The following is a 17033-nucleotide window of genomic DNA, read 5'->3' on the forward strand; positions in this document are numbered from 1 at the left end:
AAATGACAAACAATCAGCTTATGTTCTTGCACAAGAAATTTTGAAGCGGAATGACAGTGTTTATGAACCGAATAATGTTATGGCTAACATTTATTCGGCTGATAATAAATACGGTAAGGCTATAAAGCAAATGGAACTTGTAATTGAAAAAGATCCACGAACTATGCAGCACTACCGTGATTACATTGATTTGCTTGTAAAAGCAAATAAATATTATGAAGAAAGGGGAGAAACAGAAAAATCTAAAAACTGCAAAAACAAAATTGCTTCAGTTGATGATATGATTATGGAGTTGAAAGAGAATACTGCAGCAAGAGGAATTTTGTACGGAAGAAAGCAGAATTTTGAGATTGGAAAAAAGTACAAAAAAATCATAAAACAACAAAGTTAAAGGAGAAAAAATTATGGAAAAATCAACAAAAAAGTTTTTGTCTGTTTTGCTTTCTATTGCAATGCTTTTGAGCTTTCCAATTGCAGTAAATGCTAATCAGGCATATGACGAAACATTCAACGGTACTTATGTTGCACCGTCAAGTACCAAAAATTATCTTATTAGCGGTGATGAAGCATCATTGACTGAATGGTATGGAGAAAGAGTAAAGACAAATAAAGGCGTATATTCTGTTCGCCAAAATCAATATGGTTTGAATGAAGACGGCAATATCATTGAGGCAAAGCAACAAACAAAGTACACTCTTTGGCTTGCTCAATACGGTGTTGCAACTCTCAAATTTGTTGTACCTGAAGACGGTAAGTATGTAATCACTACATTGAGAAACAAGCAGTATAGCAATGATAAAAAGCCGTCTGTCAGTCACAATGATATCAGAGTATATGAAGATATTAACGGTAATAAAGATGCAGCCCTTGATATTGCTTCTGCAAAAGATAAAACCGATAATATTATGTATGCTTCGGCTTTGACCTATACATATCATGAAGGCGATGTGCTTTATATTGCTGCTTCAGCGGCATTTGGCGGTTATGAAACTCAAAGTTTGCTTGAAAATGATAGCGATTTCTTGAATCTTCGTCCAAATGATATGGTCTATGATATTGAAATCAGAAATGTAGATGATATAGATCCGAACACATGTACACATGCTTTTTCATATTTTGTTTCAAGAGAACAACAGGAAAATTCTTGTATAGAAACTGAAACAAGAGAATGTGAACTTTGCGGTAAAAGATTTACACTTGAATATGAAAATCATAATTATATAGGGTTCGAGATAAAAGAGCCGGAAGATGCAAAGTGTGGGGAAAAACAGAAAGTAACTTTTGGAGACAAATGTTCTCGTTGCCAAAAAGAGGAATATGTTCACACTTATACAACATATACCGATCACAAATTAGGAGATGATAAAAAATTAGTTGACCCTAATGATGAAATTGTTAAAGACTTTTGGAGACATTATTCTTATAATGGTGGTGTAAACCAAGGTTGGAATGCTTTTTATGAAGGCACATGTACTGACTGTGGCGAATATATTAAATATCAGCTCGAAGAGTCTCCATGCCGTGATGAAGAAAATAATGTAAAGCATGATTTTGGTGTGGATGAATCTTCAATAGATTGTCAACATCCGGCAACTTGCAAGACTTGTGGATATACTGCAGCACCTCATAAGTTTGAAGATGAAAAAGACGAATCATACAAGGGAAGCAAATGCATTCATTCATATTCAAAATGCAAATGTTGTGATAAATATAGATCTAATTATATTAATCACAAAAAGGTAAGATACATTCAGGTTACTCATCAATATGGCAAAGTTTGTGGAACATATAAAATTCATTGTGACGAATGTAATGAGGATATAACTCCTGTTCTTACATGTCATTCATATTATACAGTTGAAAACGAAGACGGCACATATACAAAGAAATGCTCTCGTTGCGGACAACTATATAATAATGATAATCACGGCGGTAACCCAGGCGGCTCAACAGGCGGCTCAACAGGCAGTGGCGGAGGCTTCGTTCCTGCACCTGCTCCTGAAGACACAGACAAAAATGATGACGACAAGAAGCCTGAAGCAAAGCCAAACGAAACAACTCCTGCACCAAGCACATCAAAGAAGCCTGCTAAAGTTACAATAAAGAAGCCACAATCAAAGAAAAAGGCTGTTGTTGTAACATGGAAGCCTGCAAAGAATGTAACCGGATACGAGATTCAGGTTGCTACAGACAAGAAGTTCAAGAAGAACAAGAAGTCTGTAAAGGTTAACAAGAAAAAGGCAAAGAAAAAGACTGTTAAAAATCTTAAGAAGAACAAGAAGTATTATGTTCGTGTAAGATCATATAAGATCGTAAACGGCAAAAAGGTTTACGGCAAATGGTCAAAGGTTAAGGCAGTAAAAACTAAGTGATTTGGGGTAAAAAATGAAAAACAAAATGTTTAAAAGAGTTATTTCAGTAATTTTGGCAATTTGTTGCATAGTGTCAACTCTTGCATTTACAAATATCAGTGCACTTGCCGCATCCAATGCTCGCAATAAAGCTTATAGCAAGGTTGTTACAAGTCTTGTAAATCAATATGGCAAAGCAAAGTACAGTCATAATGATAACGCAATTTTAGGTGTAAACTGTGTTGAACTTATTGATTTCAATAACGATGGCAAAGATGAAATGCTTGTTACTTATACAACTGTAAGTGAGAAGTCTGAAGAATTTAACTGTGTGCTTTATTATAGAATTTATGCATTTATTGATAAAAAAGCAAAATGTGTAAAAAAAGGCATTTACGGTAAAGGTGTAGAAATCGGCGAACGCGGCGGAGTATTTTTGTGTTATACAAATAAAGGTGTTTTGCTTGTAACTGAAAAATCCGATTATGATTTTGAACAAGAAAAGGATTATTATTATGTAACTTCTTATTCTTTTAACGGAAAAAAGGTTAAGGCAAAAGATAAACTTTCCAGTCTTTATGACGGAAAAACCGATAAATCAACCCGAAAGATAAATGGCAAAGCTGCTTCTGAAAAAGAATTCTTGAACAAAAAGAAGACTTTGCTTTTTGACAGATTTGATGCAGAAAAGAAAGGTCAAATTATTTACAAAAAGGGTAAGGTTAAACTTATCTTGACCGATTCATATGAAAAGAAAAATCGTTCTATGATTATTTCAAGAGTAAACAAAAATATTGCTAATTTGAAGTGATATAATTAATCCCCCTCTTGTATGAACAAGTCAGTGAATAATTGACACAAAAAATCCCTCTTGGTGTAGGATATACATCAGGAGGGATGATTTTTTATATTTGTGGAAAATGCAGAAGCACAAAAGATGTATGTTTCAATTGACTGTTATTGTTACTAAAAAATTTTCTTCAGGTAACATACAAATAATATACACGCATTATGTCGGCATTTCAATATGTTTCCTTTATCTGATGAAAAGGTAACACATAGGTAACATATTGCAAAATAATTGATTTTGTGCAATACTTTATTCGCTGGTTAGTTTTGTACGACTGTGTTTTAAGCTGTAATTTCTTTAAGTGTTTTGTTTTGAGGTTTGGGACTTAATTACAAAACATTGAGTTGTTGTTAAAACAAGCTATACCGCCTATGGGGTGACTGCTGTTGCAAATCGGTAGTTGTGATGAAATGAATGAGCCACGATTATGGAAATTCTTTTGATGATGTCATTGGAGAGAAAAGAGGACGCATCATCAGGGGAGTTTCATATTACATAAGGCATATGGTTAGGGGAGAAACAGAGAAACCAAGGCTAATAAGAGATAAATGTGCATAAAGCACAACGGCGGTAAAAAGAAATTATAGCTAAACAAGTCAAAAACTAAATCTAACAGAAAACCCTCCACGAATGGGAGGGCTTTTGCATGTTCAGGAGTTTTATCGACACGCTGTAGGCTGTTGAGAAAGTTTCTGAATTTCGTTTTCTTGCGAAGGAAGATGTACGATGGTACCTCGACTGAGCAAAAAAAGAAAAACGCCAAAAATGCTGTAAGTACGATACTTACAGCATTTTTAAAACCCCACCGTCAACACTTCGTGTTGCCACCTTTACTGCGTAGACGCCCCCTTTTGTCTGTGTTGCAGACATTTCCCCCGATTAACGGGGGAATCACCTTGCGTCAAAGGGAGGCATAATTTGGTTGATTATATTTTGGCGTGTTTCAGGAGCTTTATCGACAGTCTGAATCCCTCCCAGATTGGGGAGGGATTCGTTTTTGTTATGAATTTTTTACATTGTAGAGCTTGTCAGGATAGTCTGTCATAATGCAGTCAGCGCCCATTTCAAGCAAGTACTTCATATCTTCTTCGTCATTGACTGTCCAATATTGCACAGCCATATTGTGCTTGTGTGCATAGTTAATCATTTGTGCAGTTGCAAGGTTAAATCCAAGATTTTTGTACGGAGCACAGAATGGAATTTGTAAAACATTGCAAGGTGGCTCGTAATTAGGGTCATCCTTGAGTGCTGCTTTCCAGAAATTAACAACTTCCGGAATTGATGTGCTTCGTGCAAGGTCAGGGTATTTCTCGTCAACATATGCACTCACTTCTTTGTGGAATGTGCCGAACACAACATTTTCAAGAATGCCTTTTTCAATCAAGGTGTTGTAGAGAATATCTACACCTTCTTTGCCCAAATCATCGCCGTTCTTGATTTCGATGATGTATTTGTATCTGCCGCCGCCTTGAGCAATGAGATAATCAAGAATATCGTTGAGCTTGAGAATTCTCAAATCGTCAGGCACTTCGTCACCCTTAAGGTCGGCATATGGTGATTCGCCGTCTTCGTTTTCGAATTTCGCACCCATATTAAGAGTTCGGAGTTCTTCATATGTCTTGTTTTCAGGTCTGACTTTCTTTTCGCCGAAAACTTCAACGCTGTCGGAAGTTCTGTCGAGTGTGTCATCGTGCAAAAGAATGAGTTGCTTGTCTTTTGTGATGTGCAAGTCAAATTCAAAAACATCAATGCTGAAAGCAGGGTTTTCTGCACAGTTCTTGAATGCAAGCATTGTTTCTTCAGGTTCGATTCCGCCACCGCTTCTGTGACCCGAAATGTCGGTTTCCTGAAGTATGTATTTGTTGTCGGTTTCGTATGTTTGGAGCTGGTCAGGTGTAGAACGGTGCTTGCCCGACACAGTCATTACTGTTGCAAGTGCAACAATCAACAAAACAACGATAGCCAAAACTATCCATTTTGTCTTTTTTTTGTTTGATTTTTTTGTTTTGGTTTCTGCCATAATTATCCCTCTTTGTTAATATTATACAAATAATTTTACACAATGAATACGACAATATCAACAAAAGTTTTCCACAAAATATACAAAAAGTTGTAATTGTATATAAAAAGCCTCCCGCTGTTTGAGGGAAGCCTTTTAAAGATGATTTGGTTTATTCGGTTTTGCTCATAACATTCAAAGGATTCACGGGTTGACCTTTTAGCTTTGCAGACAGGTGCAAATGTGCGCCGTCACCGACTTCGCACGGAACTTTTCCGAGTGTGCCGATTGTGTTGCCGATGTCAACAAAATTGCCCTTTTTTACGGTTGCACTTTCAAGTCCGCAGTATCTTACAACAAATTTTCCGCCGTGGTCAATTTCAACGCACAAGCCGTACATTGAATCGGTGTAAACCTTTGTCACAAGTCCGTCATTGATTGCAGTCACTTTGTCGCCGAGTGCACCGCTGAAATCAACTGCCGTGTGCGCACGGTAATCACCCATGGTTTTGTCGTAGGTCAACTCCTCGCTATAACCCTTTGAAACAGCGTCCGTCAGCGGATATTTGTAGTAGCTTTTGTACGGAGTGTTGCCCTTGCCCTGCGACATTGTAACATCCTTTTTCGCAGTCGGTTTTTGTTTGGAAACCCTTGCTTCGCTTGTTGTTTGCGTTGTGGTTTCTTTTGCCGTAACTGCGTGCTGAACCTCGGTGGTTTCAACAATCGTTGTCGGCTCGTTCACCGTGCTGTCCTTGCCCTTTTGAGTGGTAGAAAAGTAAACTATCAAGCCAAGCGAAACAATGCACAGGCAAACAACGGAAAATAACGCTTTTACATTTTTGTTGTCGTTCTTTTTTGAATTTGATGTAGACATAAAAAACACCTCGGTTATATTATCAACCGAGGTTTCGTTTTTTATTCATTTTTGACAGATTCGCTCAAAAGATTGAGTGTGTCACGCACGCATCCGATTGTGTCACCGCCAATGGTTTCAACCGATATAAAGGTCTTTTTGCAGGAATTCAGCTTTGCTCTGCCACGCATTTTTTCGTTGAGAGCAATAAGATATTCAGGCTTCACATCATTCAAGAAGAATTTTGCGTTTATGCCGGATTGCCTGATTTCATAAATGCCGAGTTGCATTGCTGTGTTTCGCAAAAGTGCAATTTCTACAAGTCCGTACACGCTTGCCGGCGGAACACCGAAACGGTCGGTAAGTTCGTCATAAACATCGTTTGCTTCCTCGTTTGAACGGATGTTTGCAATAGTCTTGTACATATCAAGCCTTTGCGGAGTGGAGGTGATGTATGTTGACGGAATACTTGCATCAACAGGTAGGTCGATGAGGCACTCTTGTTCTTTTTCGTCAGGAACAGCCTCGCCCTTTTCTTCGCTGACAGCCTGTTCAAGCAGTTTGATGTACATATCGTATCCAACGCTTTCCATATGACCGTGTTGCTTGTTGCCGAGCAACGAACCCGCACCTCTGATTTCAAGGTCACGCATAGCAATTTTGAAGCCTGAACCGAATTCGGTGTATTCACGGATTGCCTCAAGTCGTTTTTGCGCAATATCGGTCAGTTCCTTGCCCTTTGCAAAGGTGAAGTAGGCATATGCACGCCTGCTGCTTCTGCCGACTCTGCCACGGATTTGGTGAAGTTGCGCAAGTCCGAGTTTGTTTGCGTTTTCAATTATCAATGTGTTTACATTTGGTACATCAATACCTGTTTCGATGATTGTTGTGCACACCAAAATGTCAATTTCGGCATTGAGCAGTTTTTGCCAAACATCGGATAATTGCTCCTCGGTCATTTGACCGTGTGCAACTCCCACCGTTGCATCCGGGAGTTCTTTTTTTATCTGCATTGCAATGTGGTCAATGGTTTCAATGTCGTTGTGCAAATAATAGCATTGACCGCCTCTTGCAAGCTCTTTTTCCATGGCTTCGATTATGATTCCAAAATCGTATTCAATAACATAGGTCTGCACAGGCTTTCTGTCGCCCGGTGCTTCTTCAAGCAGGCTCATATCACGGATTCCGCTCATAGCCATATTGAGTGTTCGTGGGATAGGTGTTGCCGAAAGGGTGAGAACATCAACTCTTGGGAATTTTTCCTTGATTTTCTCTTTTTGAGCAACGCCGAAACGCTGTTCTTCGTCAACAATCAGCAGCCCCAAATCTTTGAATTTGATGTCACCGCCGAAAATTCTGTGAGTGCCGATTAACAGGTCAACCTTGCCTTTTTCAAGGTCACTCAGCACTTCCTTTTGCTTGGTTGCCGATACAAATCTGCTGAGCATTTCTATCCTCACAGGGAACGCTTCCATTCGTTTCTGTGCGGTTTGGAAGTGTTGCATTGCAAGAACGGTGGTCGGCACAAGGATTGCACATTGCTTGCCGTCACCAATACATTTGAATGCCGCACGCAAGGCAACTTCTGTTTTGCCGAATCCGACATCACCGCAAAGCAGTCTGTCCATAGGTGCGGTTTTTTCCATATCGCCCTTGATTTCGTCAATCGAACGGAGCTGGTCGTCTGTTTCTTCGTATGCAAATCGAAGCTCAAAATCTCGTTGCATATCGGTGTCCTCGGAAAATGCAAAACCCTTTGTGTTCATTCGCTTTGAATACAGGGCAATAAGCTCTTTTGCCATATCCTGAAGTCCTGCACGAACCTTGGATTTAGTCTTGCTCCAATCACCCGAACCGAGGCGGTTAATTTTCACTCTTGAATCGTCTCGAGGTCCGATGTATTTTGAAACAAGGTCAAGTTGGGTTACGGGAACATAAAGATTGTCGCCTTTTGCGTAGCTGATTTTGATGTAGTCCTTGCTGACATTGTTTATTTCGAGTGCCTGTATGCCCTCAAAAATACCGATACCGTGGATGTTGTGAACAATGTAGTCGCCGATGACGAGTTCGTCAAGCGAATGAATAGCATCCTTTGAACTGAAATGCTTGTGCTTTTTCTTGGCTTGGTTAACTTTGCCGTAGGTGATGAGCGCAAACTTGCAAGTCGAAAGCTGAAATCCTGCCGATGTTGTGCCCGACATAACGGTTACAAGACCGTGGGCGAATTCGCTTGGCTTTTTGTCGCAGTAAATTGCTTGATAGCCCATTTCCTGCAAGTCGTAGGCAAGTGCCTTTGCCGATTTTGCTGTGCCGGCAAGTATGCAAACGGCGTATTTTGTTTTGATGAGAGGGAACAGCTCGTCTTTTAACTGGCTTAATGTTCCGCTCCAAGAATTGAATGTTTGACAGGTGAATGACGCAAGGTGTCTTATCGGTGTGTCAAAACTTCCACGAGGGAATGAGTCGAGATAAATCGCCTTGCAGTTTTCGTAAACGCTCAAAAGGTCGGTGAAATCAAGGCTGAATTTGTCAATGCCCTTGCAGATTATGCCGTCCTCAAGAAGCCACTTGATGTCCTCAAGCATAAGTTTCTGCTGATTTTCGCACTTTTCCTTGCATTTGCCGCTTTCAAGCACAAACAGCAGACCGTCAAAATAATCAAACAGTCCGTTGCTGTTGTATGCAAGCGGAAGATATTTGTCGTTGCACGGCAGATTCACACCCTGCTTGAGCTTGTCGCTGTCGGCATAGAGTTTTTCTCTTGCTTTGATAGCTTTTCCCTTTAGTGAGCCTGCAAGCTCGTCAATCTTCTTCGCCTGAATTTCCTTTGACGGAAACAAAACTTCCGTTGCCGGAATGATGTCAATCTTGTCAACAATATCATTTCGCCTTTGGGTTGAAATATCAAATTTTGCGATAGAATCAACGGTGTCGCCCCAAAGCTCGATTCTCACCGGGTCGTCTGCTCCGGGAGGGAAGATGTCAATAAGTCCGCCTCTTACGCTGAACTGACTTGTGCCGTCAACTTGGTCAAATCGTGTGTAGCCTGCTTTTACGAGCTTGTTAACGGTTTCGTCAATGTCGATGTCCTCGCCCTCGCTGATGGTGAAAGAACGGTCAATGAGAGCCTGCGGAGGCATCGTCATTTGGCAAGATGCTTGCACCGATGCAACAACAATGTTGTATTCGCCCTTGATGATTTTTGACAGCACGCCGAGTCTGATGTGCTCAAATTCACGGCTTATGCCCTCAACATCAAGGAATGTGAACTCTCTCCTCGGATAGAGCAAAACTCCGTCTGTCATTGTGGACAAATCTTCGTAAGCCTTGATTGCGCTTGCTTCATCGGGAGTAATTACAAAAGCCTTTTTCTCAAGGTCGTCACACAAAGAGTGAACAATGTGAATCTTGTTAATTTCGGGCAGACCAACAGCGCCCACAGGAAATTCGTGGGCGTTAACTGCTTCTTTTAAATTTTGGTATTCTTTGTTTTTTTCAAATATTTTTGAATAACAGCTCATATTTGCCTTGTGCCTTTAACTGTTGTATTTGTTCATAGCTTCATCGGTTTTGCCGTTGACCATAAGCCTTACTGCCTTTGTTGCGTTTTCAAGTGCGGTTTGCAGTTCTTCGGATTTTTCCTTTGGAAATTCGCTCAAAACCCATTTTGCAAGGTCGTATGACGGATTTGGCTTTTTGTCAACTCCGATTTTAATTCGTGGAAATTCTTCAGAACCAAGGCAGGAAATAATGCTTTTGATTCCGTTATGACCGCCGGCACTGCCTTTTCTTCTGATTCTCGTTTTGCCTATGTCAAGGCTAATGTCGTCATATATTACTATGATGTTTTCGTTTGGAATATTATAGTATTCCGCAGCTTCCATAATTGCCTCACCGCTGAGGTTCATCATCGTTTGCGGTTTCATAATCAAACAACGCTTGCCGTCAACCATCTCGTCTGCAATAAGAGCCTGAAATTTTGATTTCTTGATTTCAAACCCCTCTTCTTTTGCAAGTTGGTCAACAGCCTTGAAGCCTGCGTTGTGCCTTGTGTTTGCGTATTTTGGACCCGGATTTCCAAGTCCCGCAATGATGTATTCTATTTTTCCTCGTCTGAATGAAAACATTTGTTATTCCTCGATTTGTTCTTCGTTTTCTGTGATTATTTTTGTAACCTTGACTTTTTCTGCTCTGCGTCCGTCGGTTTCTATAACTTCAAAATGCAGGTCGCCGTAGTCAAAGCAGTCGCCGATTTCAGGTATTTTGTCTGTGTTTTCCATAACCCAGCCGTTGAGCGTGGTTACATTGGTGTTCTTGTCGTTGATTTCGAAATATTCAAACACATCATCAAGGTTTGCCATACCGTCAACAATGCAGGTTGTGTCGTCAATTTTTTCAATGTCAACCTCAATCTCGTCGTGCTCGTCCCAAATTTCGCCTACAAGTTCTTCAATTATGTCCTCAAGCGTCACAATGCCCTCTGTACCGCCGAATTCGTCAATAACAACGGCAAGATGGGTTTTGTTCTTTTGGAATATCTTCAAAAGTTTGCTGATTTTTGTATCGGGGCTGACGGTCGGAACAGTCTTGATGATTGTGCGCAACGATTTCAATCCACGGCTTCTGATGTCCTCAAAATCACGGTGGTGAATGATGCCCACAATGTTGTCGATGTCGCCGATATAAACAGGCAATCTGCTGTATCCGCTTGATTTGAATATCTTTTCGATGTCGGACAACTTTGCGTATTTGTCAACCGCTTCAACATCAATTCTCGGAGTGAGGATGTCGCTTGCGTAAAGGTCGTCAAATTCAATTGATGAACGGATGAGTTCGCTTTCGTTTTCGCTGATTTCACCGCCTGTTTGAGCCTCGTCAACATAGGTTTTCAGTTCTTCTTCTGTCACAGCACTGTTTTTTTCAAGGTGGAACATTTTGTTGAGCAGAAGTTTCCAACCTCTGAACAACATGTTGAGAGGGTAGAAGAGAAACACGAAAAACTTAATTGCCGGAGCAACTGCAACTGCAAAGGTTTCTGCCTTTTCTTTTGCAATGGTTTTTGGTGTGATTTCGCCAAAAATCAACACAACGATGGTCATAACCACCGTGCTCACGGTTGCGCCGAGGTCGCTGTTGTCGCCCAAAAGTCCTGTAAAAAACAGGGTTGCAATAGAGGTTGAAGCAATGTTTACGATGTTGTTGCCAATCAAAATTGTTGAAAGCACAATGTCAAAATCATCCGCCAACTTCAATGTTCGCTCGATTTTTTTGCTTTTTTCGCCCTGCTCCATAGCCTTCAACTTCACCTTGTTGAGTGAAGAAAACGCTGTTTCGGCTGACGAAAAAAATGCCGAAAACATTACTAAAATAATCATCACGATTAATAAGGGTGTGTTCATTTCTACTCCTTTGTTCAAAAATTGATTTAAAGGGCATATCTGTGTGATATGCCCTTATTTTGTTTATGCGAAAAACCTGTTGTTATTCAGTTTTTTCAAATTCGCTAAATTCTCTTTCAGAGTCATCTTTCTCGTAGTTGTACATATTTTCATCTTTAACATGCTTTGCAATGTACTCATCTCTGTCAAACAATTCGTCTGCCTTAACTTTCCAAGCCTTTGCAGCCTCAATAGTTTTGTCAAACAAAGCGTTTGCACTTTCAGGATGTTGCATTTCTGTTGAATATGCACCTGTTTCGGCAACCATCTTGCTGATAGCACCCGGGTTGTCAAGCACAGGACATGGACGAAGCATATTGTTTGAGAACGGCTGATTATTCTTGTAAGCCATAAAGAGTGGGCTTTGGAGTGCTTCCAAAACGCTGCAATCCTTGATGTTGACATTTGAATAGTGAACAAATGCACATGGCTCGCAGTCACCGTTTGAATTGATGTGGAAATAGTGTCTGCCACCTGCGATACAGCCCTGAACATACTCACCGTCATTCCAGAAATCAAGAGCGAAAATAGCTTTTGTCTTGCGCCACTCGTGCATCTTTTTGTACATAAGAGCACGCTGTTCAGGAGATACCATAAGATCTGTTACGGCACCGTTGCCTGTTGGCATATATGTAAAGAACCAAGCAAACTTTACGCCCTGTTCAATGAGCCAATCCATATATTCGTCTGATGCCAAAACATCGGTGTTTTTGCTTGTGTAGCAAAGAGAAGCACCAAACGGAACGCCTCTGTCCTTAAGGCGCTTCATAGCGGCTGTGCACTTTTTGAATGTGCCGTTTCCACGGCGGAAGTCGTTTTCTTCTTCGTATCCCTCAATAGAGAATGCAGGGTAGAAGTTGCCAACCTCTTTGATTTCGTCAGCAAAGCTGTCGTCAATCAATGTGCCGTTTGTAAAGCTCAAAAATGCACAATCAGGGTTTTCACGGCAAAGACGCATCAAATCTGCTCTTCTCATAGTAGGCTCGCCGCCTGTGTAAAGATACATATATGTGCCGAGTTCCTTGCCCTGTCTGATGATTCTTGCAAGGTCGTCATATGAAAGACTGCTTGTGTGGCCATATTCGGCAGCCCAACAGCCTGTGCACTTGAGGTTGCATGCTGCGGTTGGGTCCATAAGGATTGCCCAAGGCACATTACAGCCGTATTTTTCGATAGCTGCCATACGCTTTGTGTAGCTGTTTACGGCAACATTCATAAGTGGCGGAACGAGCTTTTCAAGAACATGCTCGTCTGTGTTGCAAATGATGTCCTTAACAAATCTCATCCAGTTGTTGTTTGGGTCGTCCATAACTTTGTGGAGACCCGCATATGTTGAACGATTAACACGCTTTACATCTGCTTTTTCAATTAAATTTAAAATTTTCGGTGCGTTTCTGTCAAAATCTTTTCTGGCATACTTGATAGCATTTCTGATAGCAAAATCAACTATTTGCTCTTTAAGTGACATGGTTTTACCTCTCTCACGGGGCACAGCCCCTCTTTCATCTGATAAATTCAATTAAACCTTTAATTGCTAATTATAATAGTACTTATAAAACTGTTTGTCAAGATAGATTTGTCTAAATTACAATTTAGTAATATTCTTAAAACCTAAGTTGGAATTTTAGACGATATGTTTTATCTGTCTTGTTTTTGTATTTGTCGTTGCAATGTGCGCCCCAGCTGTCGTATCCGCCGACACCCTGCTGTCTTGCAATAACTCTCACAACGGTTTTGTCGTATTCAGGCATATCCTTTTCGTGCCAAATGTTTTCAATTTCCTTTGGCAGATAGTGGCAAGCGTTCAATTCGCAAACAGGCTCTGCAACAATGCCAAACGACTTTTTGTCGCCGATGAGAGTTGCGTATCTCACTCCTGTTCTGTTTCCGCATTCTTGCGGTTTGAGATAATTAACCCACATATCGTTTACAGTGGTGGTGTACAAGCCGATTTTTGCAGATGCACATCTGTCAATGTAGTTTTCGTCAGGACCTGCGCCAAGATATGTGATGCTTTCAAAATCCTTTGGAAGTTCAAACAAAAGGCTGACTTCAGGAATTTCAGGCAATGTTTCGTTTGGCTTGAATTCAAGGCTGATTTCCATACCTTTTGATGTGATTGTGTATACCACAATGGCTCTTGAAACAGGTTGTGTGCAAACTTCCGCACCGCCCACAACAACAACTTTTTTGCCGTTGTCGAGGATTTGATAATTCTCAATTCTCCATTTGGTGTTGTTGAAGATGCCCGGTGTGTCGCCTGCATCTCTCCAGCAACCGAGTCTGCTTCCGGCTCTTGAACCTCTGTCGTTGTCGGTGAGTGCTCTCCAGAAGTTAAGTCGCATAGGTGCTTGAAGCATTTCTTCACCGTTGACTTTGATTGAGTAAAGCTGATTGCGCTCTCGTCTTTCAAAGCGAATGTTGATGTCGTCGCTGATTATGCGGAGTGAACCGTAGGTGTCGTCAACAAGTAGAGGAATGTCCTCCTCCAATTCATCGTATGTGTTGACAAACTCATTTATAACAAATTGCTCTTCTGCAACAATGTGACCTGCCTTGCACCAAGAGGTGTCCTCTTTTGTGCGAAGTTCAAGGTTGAGATAATATTCGGTTGATGATGCCTTTGCAAGTTCAAGATTGATTGTCTTTTTGTCAAACGGCTCAAGGTCAACCGTGATTGTGCCCTCGCTGAACACTCCCTTGTCACTGCATTGGCTCCAGTGCAATTCGTATTCGTTGAGATTTGTGAATATGTTTTTGTTCTTGATTTCAATTATTCCACGCTCTGCGTCAATAGACTTGAAATCAACATTCTGATATAGTTTTTTGATTTCCGTAAGTTTTGGAGTAACGGTTCTGTCGCCAAACAAAAGACCGTTTCCGCAGAAGTGACCGTCGTGTGGATTTTCACCGAAATCACCGCCGTATGCAAGATATTCCTTGCCGTTCTCGTCGGTTGTCATTATGCTTTGGTCAACCCAATCCCAAACAAATCCGCCTTGAAGGCAAGGATATTTGTCCCAAAGAGTGGTGTATTCGTCTGTTGAACCGCAGGAATTGCCCATTGCGTGTGTGAATTCGCAGAGAATATAAGGTCTGCCGTCTCTGCCTGTGAGTGCGTATTCTTCACATTCCCAAGGTTTTGCGTACATCTTGCTTTGAACATCCGAAAGTTCTTTTTCATCGGGTGCTCTGTCACATTCAAAATGCACAAATCTTGATTTGTCGTTGTCTTTGAGCCACTTGTACATCTTCTTTGGTGTTTCACCGCCGAGTGATTCGTTGCCAAGACTCCAACAAACAACGCAGGAATAGTTCTTGTCACGCTGATACAAAGCCTTGATTCGCTCCATGCAAGCCTTTTCCCATTCGGGACGGGAAGCAGGGAGTTGCGGGCAGCCGATGATGGTTGACCAGCCTGTACCGTGAGTTTCCATATTGTTCTCGTCAATTACATACAGTCCGTATTCGTCACAAAGTTCATACCATCTCGGTGTGTTCGGATAGTGCGAAGTACGAACTGCATTGATGTTGTTTTTCTTCATAAGTTCGATATCTTGGCGCATAACATCCTCTGTGATGTATCTGCCTTTGTGACAATCAAACTCGTGTCTGTTTGTGCCCTTGAACACAATTCGTCTGCCGTTGATTCGGATAATTCCGTCTCTGATTTCAACGGTTCTGAAGCCGATTTTGTGAGATATGTATTCAATCGGTGCGCCGTTGTTTTTGAGTGTGAGCACAACGGTGTAAAGGTGAGGGAATTCACTGCTCCAAGGCTTAACATTTGTAACAATCGCCTTGAGGTCTGTAACATGATCCTCGCTTGCATATTGACTGTCGAGGGCAACCATTGTGCCGTCATCGTCAAACACGGTCATATCAAGGCTCAATCCCTCGTATGCACCGTTTGTTTTGACTTGAACTGTCAAATATCCGTCATGAAGTTGTGAGTCAGGCTCTGCGTGAATTTCAAAATCACGGATATATTCTCTTTCTGTTGTGTAGATGTAGACATCACGGAAGATACCGCCCAAACGCCACATATCCTGACATTCAAGCCAACTTCCCGTGCACCAACGGTAAACTTCAACGCCGATAACATTTGAACCCTCAACAAGATGACGGGTGATGTCAAACTCGGCTCTGTTGAATGTTGATTCGCTGTATCCGACTCTTTCGCCGTTTACATAGAGATAAAATGCCGATTCAACACCTTCAAAGCAGAGAACAACTCTTCTGTTGAGCACTGCCTGATTGATGTGAAATCTTTTGAGATAACAGCCGACAGGGTTGTGCTTTACAGGTGCGTTTGGCGGGCAAATATCTTCGCTTCCCTCCCAAGGATAACGAACATTGCAGTATTGCGGTTGGTCATAGCCTTGCATTTGCCACGAACATGGCACAATTACAGAATCCCAATTATGCGAATCGTAATTTGGGTCTGCAAAATCCGATGGTTTGTATGCATAGTTTTTGTACAGCTTAAATTTCCATTTGCCGTTCAAAAGTTTGCATCTTGAAGAAGCGTATCTGTCCGCCTTTTTTGCTTCTTCAACATTTTCGTATGGCATAAGAGTTGCATGTTGCGGAAGTCTGTTTACTCCCACAATTTCAGGATTGCTCTGCCATTCGGTATATCCGTCAATAAAGTTTCTTTCCATATATCTTCTCCCTCGGGTGTGTTATATATTCGAGTAAAGTTTGCTTGTTATCTTCTGTGGATAGCGCCTTCTTGGTATCCCTCTCTCTTGACAACAACACCGATTGAACGGAGCAGAATAATCAAATCGAGTTTCAAGCTCCATTTGTCGCAGTATTCTTTGTCAAGTTTCATTTTCTTCATAAGAGAAATATCGTCACGGCCGTTGATTTGTGCCCAACCGGTAAGTCCCGGTCTGAAACGATAAACGCCGTATTCAAGTCGAAGTCTGTGCGCTCTGATTTCACTTGAAATGAGCGGTCGAGGACCGACAAAACTCATATCTCCTTTGAGAATGTTCCACAATTGCGGAAGCTCGTCCATGCTTGTTTTTCGAAGAAAAGCGCCGAATTTTGTGATGTATTGTTCAGGATTTTCAAGTTCGCCGGTGGCACAGTTAGGTGTGTCGTTTTTCATTGTTTGGAATTTGTAAATCTTAAACGGTTTTCCGCTTCTGCCTCTGCGTTCGTGACTGAAAAATACCTTGCAGTTCGGTGTAAAATAGTTGACCGCTATAATGAACAAAAATAGCGGTGATAAAATAATCAGACTGAAAAATGAAACTACAATGTCAAACAAGCGTTTCCACTTTGTAGCCCCAAAATATTTGTGCAAAAACTGTTTCATTTATTCTTCCTTAATTCATCAAATAATCGTGTTCGGTCACAACAAAATGTGCCGTGCCGGGTGCAAAACCCCAATATATAGTTTATAGACTAAATGATTATAGCATAACTAAATAAAAAAATCAACATTATTTCGTTAACAAAAAAATTAATAAAATTTTACAAAAAATATATACAAACAGTGTTCAGTGTGGTAAAATAGCGTATAATTTCT

General features: G+C 41.0%; 11 protein-coding genes. 3 read left to right on the forward strand and 8 right to left on the reverse strand.

The window, feature by feature from the left end; all coding sequences use genetic code 11:
- The 3 genes from B5D29_RS08685 to B5D29_RS03975 all read left to right on the forward strand — a co-directional run.
- Positions 1 to 391 (forward strand): tetratricopeptide repeat protein (locus B5D29_RS08685; protein ID WP_159443382.1); only part of this gene is annotated, 391 nt, incomplete at its 5' end.
- A 13-nt stretch (positions 392 to 404) separates the two neighbouring features.
- Positions 405 to 2372 carry a fibronectin type III domain-containing protein gene (locus tag B5D29_RS03970; protein ID WP_078768286.1) on the forward strand — a complete coding sequence of 656 codons (1968 nt, stop codon included), beginning with the start codon at positions 405 to 407 and terminating at the stop codon, positions 2370 to 2372.
- Positions 2373 to 2385: 13 nt separating this feature from the next.
- Positions 2386 to 3162: a hypothetical protein gene (locus B5D29_RS03975; protein WP_078768287.1), complete on the forward strand. Its 777-nt coding sequence runs from the start codon at positions 2386 to 2388 to the stop codon at positions 3160 to 3162.
- Positions 3163 to 4201: 1039 nt separating this feature from the next.
- Here the strand turns inward: B5D29_RS03975 and B5D29_RS03980 are convergent.
- The 8 genes from B5D29_RS03980 to B5D29_RS04015 all read right to left on the reverse strand — a co-directional run bounded on the left by B5D29_RS03980 (position 4202) and on the right by B5D29_RS04015 (position 16820).
- Complete coding sequence (locus B5D29_RS03980; protein ID WP_078768288.1) at positions 4202 to 5221, reverse strand: glycerophosphodiester phosphodiesterase family protein; 1020 nt, start codon at positions 5219 to 5221, stop codon at positions 4202 to 4204.
- A 151-nt stretch (positions 5222 to 5372) separates the two neighbouring features.
- Entirely contained in the window at positions 5373 to 6074 is a 702-nt protein-coding gene (locus B5D29_RS03985; protein WP_078768289.1) for a M23 family metallopeptidase, read from the reverse strand.
- A gap of 41 nt (positions 6075 to 6115) precedes the next feature.
- On the reverse strand, positions 6116 to 9574 hold the full coding sequence (gene mfd / locus B5D29_RS03990) for a transcription-repair coupling factor (protein ID WP_078768290.1): 3459 nt from the start codon (positions 9572 to 9574) through the stop codon (positions 6116 to 6118).
- Positions 9575 to 9589: 15 nt separating this feature from the next.
- Complete coding sequence (gene pth, locus B5D29_RS03995; RefSeq protein WP_078768291.1) at positions 9590 to 10180, reverse strand: aminoacyl-tRNA hydrolase; 591 nt, start codon at positions 10178 to 10180, stop codon at positions 9590 to 9592.
- A 3-nt stretch (positions 10181 to 10183) separates the two neighbouring features.
- Positions 10184 to 11452: a hemolysin family protein gene (locus tag B5D29_RS04000; protein WP_078768292.1), complete on the reverse strand. Its 1269-nt coding sequence runs from the start codon at positions 11450 to 11452 to the stop codon at positions 10184 to 10186.
- Between the two features lie 82 nt (positions 11453 to 11534).
- Entirely contained in the window at positions 11535 to 12959 is a 1425-nt protein-coding gene (locus tag B5D29_RS04005) for a radical SAM protein (RefSeq protein WP_078768293.1), read from the reverse strand.
- A gap of 136 nt (positions 12960 to 13095) precedes the next feature.
- A complete protein-coding gene (gene lacZ / locus B5D29_RS04010; protein WP_078768294.1) occupies positions 13096 to 16155 on the reverse strand; it encodes a beta-galactosidase, LacZ type in 3060 nt (1019 codons plus the stop codon).
- Between the two features lie 47 nt (positions 16156 to 16202).
- Entirely contained in the window at positions 16203 to 16820 is a 618-nt protein-coding gene (locus tag B5D29_RS04015) for a sugar transferase (protein ID WP_078768295.1), read from the reverse strand.
- Positions 16821 to 17033 lie beyond the last annotated feature (213 nt).

This window comes from Eubacterium coprostanoligenes (assembly GCF_900167205.1).
GTDB lineage: Bacteria > Bacillota > Clostridia > Oscillospirales > Acutalibacteraceae > Eubacterium_R > Eubacterium_R coprostanoligenes.